This window comes from Aristaeella lactis (assembly GCF_018118585.1).
Classification (GTDB): domain Bacteria; phylum Bacillota; class Clostridia; order Christensenellales; family Aristaeellaceae; genus Aristaeella; species Aristaeella lactis.
In genome coordinates this window covers 3,199,774-3,215,307 of record NZ_CP069421.1, presented here as the reverse complement: position 1 = coordinate 3,215,307, position 15,534 = coordinate 3,199,774, and the positions used below count along the sequence as shown (strand labels likewise).

At 56.3% G+C, this 15,534-nt stretch carries 9 protein-coding genes; 5 read left to right on the top strand and 4 right to left on the bottom strand.

Annotated elements, in window-relative coordinates:
• The first annotated feature begins 339 nt into the window (after positions 1-339).
• A complete protein-coding gene (locus JYE50_RS14425) occupies positions 340-2,016 on the top strand; it encodes a bifunctional metallophosphatase/5'-nucleotidase (RefSeq protein WP_084095682.1) in 1,677 nt (558 codons plus the stop codon).
• A gap of 80 nt (positions 2,017-2,096) precedes the next feature.
• Here the strand turns inward: JYE50_RS14425 and JYE50_RS14420 are convergent, their stop codons facing one another.
• The 4 genes from JYE50_RS14420 to glnA form a co-directional block, all read right to left on the bottom strand.
• Positions 2,097-3,500 carry a glutamate synthase subunit beta gene (locus tag JYE50_RS14420; protein ID WP_084095681.1) on the bottom strand — a complete coding sequence of 468 codons (1,404 nt, stop codon included), beginning with the start codon at positions 3,498-3,500 and terminating at the stop codon, positions 2,097-2,099.
• Between the two features lie 125 nt (positions 3,501-3,625).
• Positions 3,626-8,005 carry a glutamate synthase large subunit gene (gltB, locus tag JYE50_RS14415; protein ID WP_084095680.1) on the bottom strand — a complete coding sequence of 1,460 codons (4,380 nt, stop codon included), beginning with the start codon at positions 8,003-8,005 and terminating at the stop codon, positions 3,626-3,628.
• A 2-nt stretch (positions 8,006-8,007) separates the two neighbouring features.
• Positions 8,008-8,535: an ANTAR domain-containing response regulator gene (locus tag JYE50_RS14410; protein ID WP_084095679.1), complete on the bottom strand. Its 528-nt coding sequence runs from the start codon at positions 8,533-8,535 to the stop codon at positions 8,008-8,010.
• Between the two features lie 140 nt (positions 8,536-8,675).
• Positions 8,676-10,007, bottom strand: coding sequence for a type I glutamate--ammonia ligase (gene glnA / locus JYE50_RS14405; protein WP_084095678.1), 1,332 nt, complete (start codon positions 10,005-10,007; stop codon positions 8,676-8,678).
• A gap of 304 nt (positions 10,008-10,311) precedes the next feature.
• Here glnA and JYE50_RS14400 point away from each other — a divergent pair, with 304 nt between their 5' ends.
• From JYE50_RS14400 to JYE50_RS14385, 4 genes are all read left to right on the top strand, one after another.
• Positions 10,312-11,496 (top strand): LL-diaminopimelate aminotransferase, encoded by a 1,185-nt coding sequence (locus JYE50_RS14400; RefSeq protein WP_084095677.1) that lies wholly within the window; start codon positions 10,312-10,314, stop codon positions 11,494-11,496.
• A gap of 55 nt (positions 11,497-11,551) precedes the next feature.
• Positions 11,552-13,132: an asparagine synthase B gene (asnB, locus tag JYE50_RS14395; protein WP_084095676.1), complete on the top strand. Its 1,581-nt coding sequence runs from the start codon at positions 11,552-11,554 to the stop codon at positions 13,130-13,132.
• A gap of 401 nt (positions 13,133-13,533) precedes the next feature.
• Entirely contained in the window at positions 13,534-15,078 is a 1,545-nt protein-coding gene (gene guaA, locus JYE50_RS14390) for a glutamine-hydrolyzing GMP synthase (protein WP_084095675.1), read from the top strand.
• An 87-nt stretch (positions 15,079-15,165) separates the two neighbouring features.
• Positions 15,166-15,525: a four helix bundle protein gene (locus JYE50_RS14385; RefSeq protein ID WP_084095644.1), complete on the top strand. Its 360-nt coding sequence runs from the start codon at positions 15,166-15,168 to the stop codon at positions 15,523-15,525.
• Positions 15,526-15,534 lie beyond the last annotated feature (9 nt).

Below are 15,534 nucleotides of genomic sequence, written 5' to 3'. Positions count from 1 at the left end.
CCGGACTCTCTGTAAGGGCATTGCCGCTTTGATCTCCGCTTCAACGGTTTCGTATGAAATTACACGTATTGTATCCATCCTGTCCGCAGGTGTCAAGCAAATCCTTATATCGAATACAGGAGAAGAACATTGCACACCTGTCATCAACCGGAATCGTCACGTATCCATTCGGCTTGAATCCCTTTGCCTGATTCATTATAATATAAGAAACAATAAAACTGAAAGATTACCGGCTGAGCCTGTTCCGGCAAATTACGGTTCCTCTGCATCTATACAGCAAACATCCCGGGAAAGACTCTTTCGTCATCCGGCACAACATTCAACAGAGGAGGAAAAAGAATGACTGTCCGTAAAGCTGTTTCTCTTATTCTGGCATGCGTACTTATGCTGTCATTATCCTGCATTTCAGCCGTTTCTGCGGAAAGCAGTGTCCCTGAAGATACAAAACGTATCCTCGTGATCGAAACAACAGATATCCATGGCTACATCATGGATGTATCCGCAGGCAGCGAGGATAAGTTCCAGTACCGGATGGCCCGGATTGCTTACCTTGTCAATGAAGCAAGAAATTCCGGCAAATATGATGATGTCCTGTTGCTTGACGGCGGCGATCTTTATCAGGGCACACCTGTTTCCTATATGACCGGCGGAGCCGTAATCAGGGCGATGCTGGACACCATGCATTACGATGCAGTTGGCCTGGGCAATCACGAATTTGACTGGGGCGTTGATGAATACGCGGGAGATTCTGATGGAACCGTGGCGCCCTATGTATTGGGCGATTATTTCGGAGACCCGAAAATTCCGGTCCTTGCGTCCAATCTGTATGATGCCGTTTCCGGTGAGCGCGTTCCATTTACCAAAGATTATGCGATCATCGAAAAAGCCGGGCTGCGGATCGCTGTCATCGGTTATATTCCGGATTACAGAGGAACCATTATGACCTCCAAAATTGCGCCTTATTCCATTGATCCCAGCCTGTCGAAGCTTGACACGCTGATCCGCGAAATTCGTGAAAGAGAAAAGCCGGACGCCGTCATCCTGATCGTCCATGATAAGCCTGTCCAGGTGGCTGAAGCCATGGATCCGGCACAGGTAAACCTGGTCTGCGGAGGCCATACCAATCATATCCTTGCGGAAACAGCCAAAAGCGGCGTTCCCTATATCCAGGGATATTACTATGCCAACGGGTTTGCCTCCGCTGAACTGCTGATCGACGCAAACAGCGGCGTAACCGTGGAAAACATGCAGTATACAGACATTACAGCCGAAAAGGAATCTCTCTTTGACACAGAGGAGAATCGGCCGACGCTGGATCCGGAGATCATAGCTCTCTCCCATGCCGGCTGGGATGCTATCCGGGACGAAATGAGTGAAGTTCTGGGCTGGATTGACACTCCGGTCCTGAAAACGAAAACTGTAGGCGCAAACAATGCAGGCAACTTCATCACCGGCCTGATGATGAAGATAACCCGGGATCAGGGAACCCAGGCAGCGTTTTACAACAATGGCGGTATCCGTACCAGCTTCCTGATTCCGGATGGACAGACAACCCGTGAGATCACCGTGAATGATATCTATTCCATTGCACCGTTCGGAAATTCGCTGCTGGTCTTTGATGTCACCGGACCGGAGCTTGCAAAGCAGCTGGCGGATGGCCTGAAAACGCCTAATTATGGTGATCAGATGAGCGGTCTGTCGTTTACTTATTCTGCTACTGGTGATGAAACCATGGATCGTGCGGACCGGGAATATACTATTCTCAGTATCACCCTGGATGACGGCACAGAAGTGGATCTGGAAGGCACTGAGAAACAGTATCGAGTCTGTACAACCGATTTCAATGCTACTGTGCCCGGTTCCGTTTTTGAGGAAAAAACACCGGTCGTACCGCAGGCAGACGCACCGACAGATAATGAATCCATTGTTCGTTTTCTCCGGGAAGAGAAAGCTGCAGGCGACGGATATATTTCCGTGGATACCCGGCCCAGGGGTATTGAAGTGCCGCGGGAGTAAGCAGCATAATGGTATTCAAAAAGAGACTGCCTCGCTGAGGCAGTCTCTTTTTGATTTTATACATCTCAAGTCAAAGCATATTATGATCTCATCCAGTCATTGATTTCCTTTGCCGCGTTCCGGCCGTCAGCCAGTGCGCGTACCACCAGGGACTGTCCGTTGCGCATATCCCCGGCGCTGAAGATCTTCCCTGCCAGGTGATGGCTTCCGTTCTCCGGCAGCAGCCTTCCCCGTCCGTCCGCCTGCAGGGCAAAGTGTTCCGCGGTTTTCTCATCGCAGCCCACAAAACCGGCCGCGATCAGCAGCAGCTCGCAGGGCAGCGTCTTTTCAGTTCCGGCCACCTGCTCAAATCGTCCCTCAGGCGTCCGTTCCAGCTGTACGGTTTCCAGTCCGCAGATCCGGTTCTGGTCATCCGTCAGGATCTGTTTGACCGTGGTCCTGTAAACCCGCGGATCGCTTCCCTGCCGGTAGATCGCTTCCAGCTGGCCGTAGTCGGTCCGCAGGATCCTCGGCCATTCCGGCCACGGATTGCCCGGTGTGCGGTCTTCCGGCGGAGCAGGCATCATTTCCAGCTGTGTCACGCTGACGCATTCCTGGCGCAGGGCAGTCCCTACGCAGTCATTGCCGGTATCACCGCCGCCGACCACGATCACATGCTTTCCGGCTGCGGATGCTTCGGAAACAGTGCCTCCCAGCACAGCCCTGGTTGCTGCTGTCAGGTAGTCCACAGCAAACATCACACCTTCGGCGTCCATATGTTCCACATTCAGGGAGCGGGGCTTCCGTGCACCGCCACAGAGCAGCACAGCGTCATAATCCTGCAGTTTTTCAGGATCCGCTTCCGTATTCAGTTCAAAGGTGATCCCTTCTGCTTCCATCAGGCGGATCCGGCGTTCCACAATGTTCTTGGGAAGCTTCATATTCGGAATGCCGTACATCAGCAGTCCGCCGGGACGGTCCGCACGCTCAATCACAGTAACGGAATGTCCAAGCTGGTTCAGCAGGTCCGCCGCAGCAAGGCCGGAAGGGCCGCTGCCGATAACAGCCACGCGTTTTCCGGAGCGTACAGCAGGAATCCGGGGCTGGATCCAGCCCTTTTCAAATCCGGTTTCGATCAGGTAAAGCTCATTGTCCCGGTTTGTTGTCGCGTCGTTTTCCAGGTTGCAGGCCTTTTCACAAAGGGCGGGACAGACATGTCCGGTGAACTCCGGAAAAGGGGCTGTCCGGATCAGGCGCATCAGCGCTTCCCGCTCCTGTCCGCGGTAAAGCAGGTCATTCCACTCCGGGATCAGGTTGTGCAGCGGGCAGCCGAAATCAGACTGGCAGAACGGCACGCCGCAGTTCATGCAGCGGGATGCCTGCGCACGCCTTGCTTCACAGGACTGGCACGTATGCAGGTCCTCGAAATCACCGAGCCGCGCCGCTTCATCCCGGAAAGGATTCTCTATTCTCACTGTATCCAGAAAACCCGTCGCGCTTCCCACAGTCTCACCCTCAATTCATCTGGAGTAATTCTCACATCCCGCGTATGCGGGATAATTCATATCTGCGAAGCAGATCATTCACATTGGCTGAAGGCCAATAATTCATTCCTGGCTCAGCCAGGTATTTATCCCCGGCTGAGCCAGGCGAGGTATTCATCCGAAATGACCGCTTTGAACTTCGGCACCCATTCGCTGAAGTGTTCCAGGATCTCCCTGGCCTTCTGCGATCCGGTGGCTTTCACATGCATCTCCAGCAGCCTGTTCAGTTCATCTGCCTGCTGTGCGGAAACTTCATAAAGCTTCACATGGCCCTTGTTCAAACGGCTTTCCAGATGTCCGTCCTCATCCAGCACCCAGGCCACACCGCCGCTCATACCGGCAGCAAAGTTGTCGCCCACAGGACCCAGCACAGCCACCCGGCCGCCGGTCATGTATTCACAGCCATGGTCTCCCACGCCTTCCACAACGGCCCACGCGCCGGAGTTGCGTACCGCGAAACGTTCGCCGGCCATACCAGCCACAAAGGCATAACCGCTCGTCGCGCCGTACAGGGCTACGTTGCCGATCAGGGTATCTTCCTTCTTCCAGATGCTGTCCGCGGGCGGGCACACCGCCAGCGTACCGCCTGAAAGACCCTTGCCCAGGTAGTCATTGGCTACGCCGTAAAGGGTGATCTCCTGTCCGTGAGGCAGGAACGCGCCGAAGGACTGGCCGCCACAGCCCTGGGCCTGGATATGCCGGTCTCCCTTCAGCATGGTGCCGAAGGCCCGGTCTGTGGTCATCAGGTGTACATGATCCTGGTACAGACGGACGTCCGCCCGTTCCGCCAGGTGGAAATCAAACTTCGCGGAAGGCTGGAAATGCGTGTTCCGGGCAAATCCGGTCAGATCCGTCAGGTCCATCGCCGCGTTTTCCTTCATCACCAGCAGGTCGCTGCGGCCCACCAGTTCATTCACGGTACGGGCGCCGAGTTTTGCCATGATCTCCCGCATCTGCTCCGCGATAAAGAGCATGAAGCGTTCCACGTATTCCGGCTTGCCCTTGAAGCGCTTACGCAGTTCCGGATTCTGTGTTGCGATACCGAAGGGGCACGTACCCAGCTGGCAGACACGCATCATCCGGCAGCCCATGGTGACCAGGGGTGCCGTTGCGAAACCGAACTGCTCCGCGCCAAGCAACAAAGCCACCATCACGTCATGTCCGGTCATCAGCTTGCCGTCTGTTTCCAGGGTAACCGTCTGGCGCAGCCGGTTGCGGCAGAGCACCTGGTGTGCTTCAGCCAGGCCGATCTCCCAGGGCAAACCTGCGTGATGCACGCTGCTCATGGGGGCTGCACCGGTACCGCCTTCTCCGCCGGAGATCAGGATACCGCCCGCGCCAGCCTTGGCCACACCGCTGGCGATGGTACCCACGCCCGCGGAAGACACCAGTTTCACGGTGATCTTTGCGTCTTCGTTAGCGCACTGGAGGTCATAGATCAATTCCGCCAGATCCTCAATCGAATAGATATCATGATGCGGCGGCGGGGAAATCAGGGAGATACCGGGTGTGGAGCAGCGGGTCTTTGCCACGCTGTCCGTCACCTTCGCGCCGGGCAGGTGTCCGCCCTCGCCGGGCTTGGCGCCCTGGGCCATCTTGATCTGGATTTCCTTGGCGGAAAGCAGGTATTCCCGCGTCACGCCGAAGCGGCCGGAAGCCACCTGCTTGATAGCGGAGTTCAGGTCCGTACCGAAGCGTTCAGCCAGCTCGCCGCCTTCACCGCTGTTGGAACGGCCGCCCAGGTGGTTCATGGCCTTGGCCATGCATTCATGGGCTTCCTGGGAAATGGAACCGTAGCTCATGGCGCCGGTCCGGAAACGCTTCACGATCTCTGCCGCGCTTTCCACTTCTTCCAGCGGAATGGCCCGGCAGGCGTCATAATTGAAGGAAAGCATGGAACGGATTGTCCGCGGTCCTTCGTTTTCAATCCGTGCGGCGTATTTGTCAAAGGCCGCCCGGTCATCCGTCCATACTGCCTGCTGCAGCAGGTGAATGGTTTCAGGAGCATAGAGATGCTCTTCGGCACCTTCGCCCCTCCGGTATTTATGCCTGCCCACACTGGTCAGGCCCTGCGTCCCCGTCTCGGCAAACGCCGCCTCGTGATGGAAACGGCTGTCCGCCTCCACACGGTTCAGGTCGGTGCCGCCCAGGGAGCACGGTGTATTCGTAAAGTAGGTCTTCACAAAGCCCTGGTCCAGGCCCACCGCCTCAAACAGCTGTGCGCTCTGGTAGGCCTGCAGCACGGAGACGCCCATCTTGGAGGCGATCTTCAGCACGCCGGCAGTCAGTGCCTTGTTGTAGTCCCGGATCGCTTCCTCCTGTGTCTTGCTGATCTGCCCGTCCGCGCACAGGGCACGGATGCAGTCGTGTGCCAGGTACGGGTTCACCGCCCGGGCACCAAAACCGATCAGCATAGCCAGCTGGTGGACGTCACGGGGTTCACCGCTTTCGAGGATCACAGAAACAGCGGTGCGCTTTTTCTTTCCGATCAGGTGCTGTTCCAGCGCCGATACCGCCAGCAGCGACGGGATCGCCATGGTATCCGGGCTGATACCCCGGTCAGACAGGATCAGGATATTGATATGGTCACGGCAGGCCTGGTCGCAGACGTCAAAGAAATGTTCCAGCGCGTCCCGAAGGCTTCCGTTTTTGTCATAGAGCAGGGATACTGTACGGACAGAGAAGTCCGGATGGTCCATCTTCCGGATCCGCTGCAGTTCCTCTTCGGTCAGCACCGGGGAGGGCAGCTCCAGTACAGCGCTGTTCGCGGCTTCCCTGGATAGCAGGTTGCCGTCATCGCCGACATAGATGGAGCAGTCGGTTTTCACTTCTTCCCGCAGTGCGTCGATCGGCGGGTTGGTCACCTGCGCGAAACGCTGGCGGAAGTAGTCATACAGGGAAGGATGGGTCTTTGACAGGGCTGCCACAGGCACGTCCGCGCCCATGGAAACGATGGGTTCTGTTCCCTTCGCCGCCATCGGCAGCACGATGTCCTGCACATCTTCCCAGGTGTAGTTAAACGCCTTGCAGAGCTTTTCCCGCTCCGTTTCAGGCAGGATATCCTCTTTGATTTCGGCTGCCGGAAGATCCTCCAGTCGCACCAGTTTAGTCATCCATTCCGTATAGGGATGTTCCTGGGCGAACCGGGTCTTCAGGGCTTCGCTTTCTGTCAGCCTGCCGGTCTTCAGGTCAGCCTCCAGCACGTCTCCGGCCTTCAGCTTCCACCGCCGCAGGATGTGCGCGTTCTCTTCAAACAGCACACCAGCCTCGGAGGTCAGGATCAGTCGCCTGTCGTCCGTCAGCGCGCAGCGCAGCGGCCGCAGTCCGTTCCGGTCCAGGGAGGCACAAACCGTATCACCGTCGGAATACAGGATCGCGGCGGGGCCGTCCCAGGGCTCCATCATGGTGGCATAGTAGCGGTACAGATCCGTCCAGGGCTTGCCCGTTTGCTGTACCCTGTCCGCAACCTCAGCCCGGACGGAATTTCCGCCACTGGCGGCCCTCCGTGCTTCGCCCTGCCAGGGTTCCGGCAGCAGGATCATACCTGCCAGCGGCAGCGGGAAGCCGTTCATCGCCAGGAATTCCAGCGTATTATCCAGCATCTGGCTGTCGCTTCCGTCCGGATCAACCACGGGCAATACACGTTTCATCTCTGCGCCCATAACGTCGGAACGCATGGTCTCTTCCCGGGCCTTCATTCGGTCATGGTTGCCGCGGATGGTATTGATTTCCCCGTTATGCAGCAGCATCCGCTGGGGATGCGCCTTGCTCCAGGAAGGGAAAGTATTGGTAGAGAAACGGGAGTGCACCATGGCCATGCTGCTGGCATAGCGCACATCCTGCAGATCGTCATAGAAGGAGCGTAGCTGGTTCACCAGCATCATGCCCTTGTAGACGATCGTGCGGCTGGACAGGGAGCATACATACGCGTCCGTGTCCTGGTGTTCAAAAACACGCCGTAAAATATAAAGACGCCGGTCAAAGTCCTGACCGGCACCGGTCTCCTTCGGCCTTTTCAAAAAGCACTGTCGTATACACGGCATTGTCCGCCGTGCACCCGCGCCCAGCTGGGCCGGGTGGCAGGGTACCTCCCGCCACCCGAGTACCGTAATCCCTTCGGATTCCGCCAGCTGTTCAAAGATTCCTGCTGTATTTTGGGCTCCGACCTCATCCTCCGGCAGAAAGAACATACCTACACCGTAATCTCCGGGGTTTCCCAGGGCGATTCCTTCCTCCCTGGCCCACGCCGCAAAAAGCGTGTGAGGCAGCTGGGTCATAATGCCCACGCCGTCACCGGTGGTTCCTTCCGCGTCGCTGCCGGCACGGTGCGCCAGCCGCTCAACAATGCACAGCGCCTGGTCCACAGTCCGGTGGGTTGCTTTCGCGTTCAGGTCCACCACGGCGCCTACGCCGCAGCTGTCATGTTCAAGCTCTTTATGATAAAGAGGATACTGTCGGTCCTTCATAGTTATTCCTCCGCCTTCTTCAGGATCTGTGCGGCGAATTCTGCCATTTTCATGCCGTGGTTCATGGCATACTGCTGCATCGCCCGATGTGCTTCCGGTTCCGAAAGGCCTTTCTGTTTCATCAGCACAGCCTTGGCCCGGTCCACAATGTCCTTGCTTTCCCCGGTTCTTCGGGGCAGCCTCATCCGGTGCAGCTGCGACAGCATTTCCACCGCTCCGAGTACTGCCTGTCCGGATGCCGGCATCGCCAGCCGGAATATCTCCGGCGATTCAATGTTATCCAGCACGGGCTGTTTGGCGATCAGCAGGATCTGGATGCTGTCCTTATAGTCCCACATCAGCTCATCCGGTTTGCAGTCCGGAGTGTAGCCGACCATTACCACAACACAATCTTCACTTTCGCTCAGCGCCCGCCGCAGTTCACTGCCCGACGAGCAGCTTCGGAACACCTGTAATCCGGAGGAGGCCAGAAGCTTGACAAGTTTTGAACGGCTGTCTTCCGATTGGCTGACAACAACGATCCTGGCCACAGTTCCACCCCCGCTTTCAATTCAGAATTACGAATTCAGAATTATATATACCTCTGACTACTGTTGCAGCAATCAGGACTGCACCAGAATGATATCAGTCTATATGATTATGAATTGTGAATTATGAATTATGAATTTGATTAATACATTACCAGATACCGGTCGGTCTCCCACTTGCTCACATGGGTCCGGTAGGCGTCCCACTCTTTTTCCTTGCCTTCCACATACTGGCTCAACACATGCTCACCCAGCGCGGTGCAGATGACTTCGTCCTCTTTCAGGCAGTCCACAGCTTCCTTCAGGGTGCCGGGCAGAGATCTGATGCCCTTGGCTTCGCGGGTCGCGGCATCCATGGCGAAGATGTTTTCGGTGATTTCATCCGGCGGGGTCATGCCCTTTTCAATGCCGTCCAGGCCGGCAGCCAGGCAGACCGCCATGTTCAGGTAGGGGTTGCAGCTCGGATCGGGGCAGCGCAGTTCCACACGGGTTCCCATACCGCGGGAAGCGGGGATACGGATCAGGGCGCTGCGGTTGCTGGCGCTCCAGGCCAGGTAGCAGGGAGCTTCATAACCGGGCACCAGGCGTTTGTAGCTGTTGACCAGCGGGTTGGTGATCGCCGCCATGCCGCGCACGTGGGCCAGGACACCGGCGATGAAGGAATAGGCTTCCTTGCTCAGGCCGCGTTTATCGGAAGGATCGGCGAAAACGTTCTTGCCGTCCTTGAAAAGACTCATATTGGTATGCATGCCGCTGCCGTTGATGCCGAATACGGGCTTGGGCATGAACGTCGCATGCAGACCGTTCTTCTGGGCCAGGGTTTTCACAGCCAGTTTGAAGGTCATGATGTTGTCGGCAGCCGTCAGCGCATCAGCATAACGGAAGTCGATCTCGTGCTGGCCGGCAGCTACTTCGTGGTGGCTGGCTTCGATTTCAAAGCCCATCTGCTCCAGTGCCAGGCAGATCTCGCGCCGGGTGCTCTCACCGTGATCCAGCGGTCCCAGGTCGAAATAACCGGCCTCATCGGAAGTAGTGGTGGTGGGGTTTCCATCTTCATCCGTCTGGAAGAGGAAGAATTCGCACTCCGGACCGACGTTGAAGGAGTATCCCATATCAGCCGCCCGCTTCAAAACCTTTTTCAGCACACCGCGGGGATCGCCGGCAAAGGGCGTTCCGTCCGGATTGTAAACATCGCAGATCAGTCTGGCGACTTTTCCGTGCTGAGGACGCCAGGGCAGAATGGTGAAGGTATCCAGGTCGGGGCGAAGATACTGGTCGCTCTCATTGATGCGGACAAAACCTTCAATGCTGCTGCCGTCGATCATAATCTCATTGTTAACGGCTTTTTCGATCTGGCTGGCGGTGATAGCCACATTCTTCAGCTGGCCGAAAATATCGGTGAACTGCATCCGGATGAACTCCACGTCGTCTTCCCGTACCAGGCGGATAATGTCTTCCTTCGTGTACTTACTCATAGTACTGACCCCCTCAGTGTCGATAATAAAAGAAGAGAGCAAGGTGCGTCGTCAGCACGACACCCTTGCCCTGATGGGCGTATCCTATCACCGGTCTGTGTGGCTGTCAATAGGCATGATTGTATTCCCTTTGTATTCACTTTTCTTCCCCGCTTTGGATACCTTGACAACCTTTTACTGGAATGTTACCATACCTCCCAACAAGGCAAAGGCGTCCTGCGAAGGATTTCCTTGCCTTGTTTTTCGTTTATACCTCCTCCTTCCTACCTCATACCTCCTACCTTAATCAAAAGGAGTTGATCCCATGCTGACACCCAACCTCAGCTACGCGAATCTTAAGGAATCCTACCTTTTCTATCATATTGCGCAGAAGACCAGGGCTTACCTGGCGGAGCATCCGGGTACCCATCTTTACCGGATGGGCATCGGGGATGTTTCCCTTCCGCTGGTCCCCGCGGTCATCGCGGCGCTGCATGAAGGTGTGGATAACCAGGGTGTAAAGGATCGCTTCCATGGATATATGCCGGAGTGCGGCGCGCCTTCCCTTCGGGAAACCATCGCGAAGCACTATGAGAAGCGGGATGTTTTCCTCTCTCCGGAGGAGGTTTTCGTTTCCAGCGGTGCCAGCGATGAACTGGGCGACCTGCTGGACCTGTTTGACCGGTCGAACAAAGCCCTGATCATGGAGCCGGCCTATCCCGCTTATGTGGATGCCAATATCATGGCCGGCCGGGAGATCATCCATCTTCCCTCCGGCCCTGACGATCATTTCCTGCCCCTGCCCAAGCCCGGGCTGGATGCGGACCTGATCTACCTCTGCTCCCCAAACAATCCCACCGGTGCCGCCTATAACCGGGAACAGCTGACCCAGTGGATCAACTGGGCCAATGACCGCGGTGCGGTGATCCTCTTCGACGCGGCTTATGAAGCCTTTATTGAAGAAGATCTTCCCCACAGCATCTTTGAGATCCCCGGTGCGGAAACCTGTGCCATTGAGATCTGTTCCCTGTCCAAGACCGCCGGCTTCACCGGCACCCGTCTCGGATACACGGTCATCCCGAAGGCCCTGGAGCGCTGCGGCCTGAACCTCAACGCCATGTGGGTGCGAAACCGCACCACCAAGACCAACGGTGTGTCCTATATCCTGCAGCACGGCGGTGCCGCTGTCTTCACGGATGAAGGACAGAAGCAGATCCACGCGAACATCCGGATCTATAAGGAAAACGCCCGGGTGCTCATGGAGGCGCTGGACAAGGCCGGTATCCGTTACTGGGGCGGCAAGAACGCGCCGTATATCTGGATGCAGTGCCCCGACGGTATGGGCAGCTGGGAGTTCTTCGACAAGCTGCTGACTGAGATCCAGGTTGTCGGCACTCCCGGTGAAGGCTTCGGTGCCTGCGGTGAAGGTTTCTTCCGTTTCTCCACCTTCGGTGATCCGGCAGATACCCGCGAAGCTGCCAACCGGCTGCTGCAGCTTCTGAAAAAGTAACCTCCTACCTCCTACCTTTAATACTCCTACCTTAATATGATTGGAGCGAAGCATCATGTGTTCAATCTTCGGCATGACAGGTGCCCGGTTTCCCCGGGACCTGATCAAAACCTGTTTTGACCGGACCATCTCCCGCGGTCCGGATATGAGCCGCATGGTGGATATTCCCGGCGGCATTCTCGGTTTTCACCGTCTGGCCATCATGGGCCTGCACGAGGAAGGTATGCAGCCTTTCCGGCTGGATAATGACTACGTGGTCTGCAACGGCGAGCTTTACGGCTTCCGTCCTCTGCGGGCCCGCCTCATGGAAACCTACGATATTAAAAGCGAATGCGACTGTGAGATCCTGCTTCCCCTTTATCGGGAATACGGTGTGGAAATGTTCAAAACCCTGGACGCGGAGTTTGCCCTGATCCTCTGGGATGACAAACAGCAGAAACTGATCGCCGCCCGGGATCCCATCGGTATCCGTCCCCTCTATTACGGTGAAGTCCGGGGAGGCGGCATGGCTTTTGCCAGCGAGCCGAAAAACCTGATCGGTATGTGCGATACAATCCTTCCCTTCCCGCCCGGTCACTACTGGATTGACGGTGAATTCGTCCAGTATGCGGATCCGGCTTATGTGGGATATTTCACCATGAAAACTGAAGCGGAAGTCTGTCCCAAGCTGCGCCGCCTGCTGATGGACGGCGTTGAAAAGCGCCTGGACGCGGACGCCCCGGTCGGTTTCCTGCTCTCCGGCGGTCTGGATTCCTCCCTGGTCTGCGCCATTGCCCAGAAAATGCTGGATAAGCCGATCCGCACCTTTGCCATCGGCATGGATATCGACGCCATTGACCTGAAGTACGCCCGTATGGTCGCGGACTATATCGGCAGTAACCACACGGAAGTCATCATCAGTGAAAAGGATGTTCTGGAGGCCCTGCCCACGGTTGTTGAGCTTCTGGGCACCTGGGATATCACCACCATCCGTGCTTCCATCGGCATGTACCTGGTCTGCAAGTGGATCCATGAAAACACGGATGTCCGGGTGCTGCTCACCGGTGAGATCTCCGATGAACTCTTTGGATACAAGTACACGGACTTTGCCCCTTCCGCCGCCGCTTTCCAGGAGGAAGCAGAAAAGCGTATCCGGGAACTGCATGTGTATGACGTTCTCCGGGCGGACCGCTGCATTTCCTACAACTCCCTGGAAGCCCGCGTCCCCTTCGGTGACCTGAAGTTTGTGCGCTACGCCATGAGCATCGACCCCGAACTGAAGATGAACAACCACAACATGGGTAAATACCTGATCCGTAAAGCCTTTGCGGATGACCATATTCTTCCGGACGAGATCCTCTGGCGCCAGAAGGCCGCCTTCTCCGATGCTGTAGGCCACAGCATGGTGGATGACCTGAAAGCCTATGCGGAAAAGACTTATACGGATGAGGAGTTTGCGGAAAAAGCAGCGAAATACGATTACTGCCGGCCTTTCACAAAGGAAAGCCTGCTCTACCGGGAACTGTTCGAGCAGTTCTATCCCGGCCAGGCCCATATGATCCCCGACTTCTGGATGCCCAACAAAACCTGGCCCGGCTGCAATGTCAATGATCCGTCTGCACGCGTATTGGCCAATTATGGCCAAAGTGGCCAATAATAGGCCAATCCCCGTGCAACTCTAAACTCTATACTCTTCACTTTTCACTCTAAACTCTTCACTTCACAAAGAGGCGGCTTCCGCCTCTTTGTCATTCCGTTCTGAAATTTGACACAGAGGAATCTTTCTTCTATATGATGTTGCGCAATTGAACGAAAGAGTTCATAATAGGAAAGCATTTTTCATTATGAATTATGCATTGTTGAGGAATCATCCGTGCTTAAGACTGATCTGTCAGCGCTTGAGCGCTGGTAACAGATCGTCCATGCAGGCGTCAGTGCTTTAGCACTGGTAACGCCGAGCCATTCACGGCTAATGATTCCCATGCTACAGCCGTCAAAGGTGCGAAGCAGCTTTGGTAACGGCGATCGCAGAATTGTGAATTACCATTTGGAGGCTCTATGCAGCAGAAAGAACTCATCCTCATCCTGGACTTCGGCGGCCAGTATACCCAGCTGATTGCCCGCCGCGTTCGCGAATGCCATGTCTATTCCGAGGTTGTCCCGTGGAATATGCCCCTGGCGGACATCCTGGCCCGCAATCCCAAGGGCATCATCCTTTCCGGCGGTCCCTCCAGCGTCCATGACGTTGACGCGCCCCGGATTGATCCGGCCCTGTATGAAGCAGGAGTCCCGGTGCTGGGAATCTGCTACGGCATGCAGCTGACTGCCCTGCTCCTGGGCGGTGCTGTTGAAAAAGCCAAAGAACGGGAATACGGCCGTGTCACGGTCCGGATGAAGGAACAGACCGGCCTCTTCGGCGGTATGCAGCCTGCGTCCAACTGCTGGATGAGCCATACCTGGCAGGTCAGTGCCTGCCCGCCCGGTTTCCGGGTGATCGCGGAAACGGACAACTGCCCCGTTGCCGCCATGGTCAACGAGGATAAGAAGATCTGCTGCGTGCAGTTCCATCCGGAAGTGACCCATACCGAGGAAGGAACCATGCTGATCCGTAACTTCCTCTTCCGCTTCTGCGGCTGCTCCGGCGACTGGACCATGAGTGCCTACGCCGAGACCGCCATTAAGCAGATCCGTGAAACCGTCGGCGAAGACGGAACCGTACTGCTGGCCCTGTCCGGCGGTGTGGACTCTTCTGTAGTTGCCGCCCTGATCTATAAAGCCATCGGCAAGCGCCTCACCTGCGTTTTTGTGGACCACGGTCTCCTGCGCAAAGGAGAAAGCGATCAGGTCTGCCATGTCTTCAGCCATCTCTTCCCGGTGCGTTTCATTCGTTCTGACGCTTCCGAACGCTTCTTTGCGGATCTCAAGGGCGTCACGGAGCCGGAGGAAAAGCGGCACATCATCGGCCGGGATTTCATTGAAGTCTTCAAGAAGGAAGCGGCCACGCTCGGCAAACTGGACTACTTTGCCCAGGGCACCATCTATCCGGACGTGATCGAGAGCGGCCAGGGCACCAATGCCGCCGTCATCAAGAGCCACCACAATGTGGGCGGCCTGCCGAAGGAACTGGGCTTCACCGAGCTCATCGAGCCCCTGCGCATGCTCTTCAAGGACGAAGTCCGCGCCCTGGGTGAAACCCTGGGCCTGCCGAAGGAACTGGTCTGGCGCCAGCCCTTCCCGGGGCCCGGCCTGGCCATCCGCATCATCGGGGAGGTGACTCCGGAGAAGGCGGAAATCGTCCGGGAAAGCGATGCCATTTTCCGCGAGGAGATCGCCGCTGCCGGTCTCGACCGCCATGTCAATCAGTACTTCACCGTTCTGACCGGCATCCAGAGCGTCGGCGTTATGGGTGACGAGCGCACCTACGACTACACCATCGCTCTCCGCGCCGTCACTACCGATGACTTCATGACCGCCGACTGGGCGCGTCTCCCTTATGACCTCATCGCCCGGGTTTCCGCTCGCATCGTCAATGAGGTTCCGCATGCAAGCAGAGTAGTAATGGATGTGACGACGAAGCCTCCGGCGAGCATTGAGTGGGAATAAATCCCCATTCAATGCTCAACTCTTCACTCTTCACTTTTCACTCTACACTCATCACTCTTCACTGATATCTGAAGGGAGGTCCTGCCCATGAAGCCCAGCCCGCTCCGTGATAAATCAGCCTCCTTCGCCAAATCTATCATCCTGGCCACTCGTGCCATGCGCGAAAATCACATTGAATCAGCTCTCACAAACCAGTTGCTCCGTTGCGGAACTTCCGTTGGCGCCAACATTCACGAAGCTCAGTTTGCCCAGGGTGGCCGGGATTTCGTTGCTAAACTGGATATCTCCCTGAAAGAGTGCAATGAGTGTGAGTATTGGCTCAACCTTCTGAAGGAAACCGACAGTATCGCAGAATCAGATTACAAAGATCTGATGAATCAGTGTACTGAGCTCCGCCGTATGCTGCTTTCCTCCATCAACACCATGAAATCCAAAGATTCACAGTAGAATCCCCCC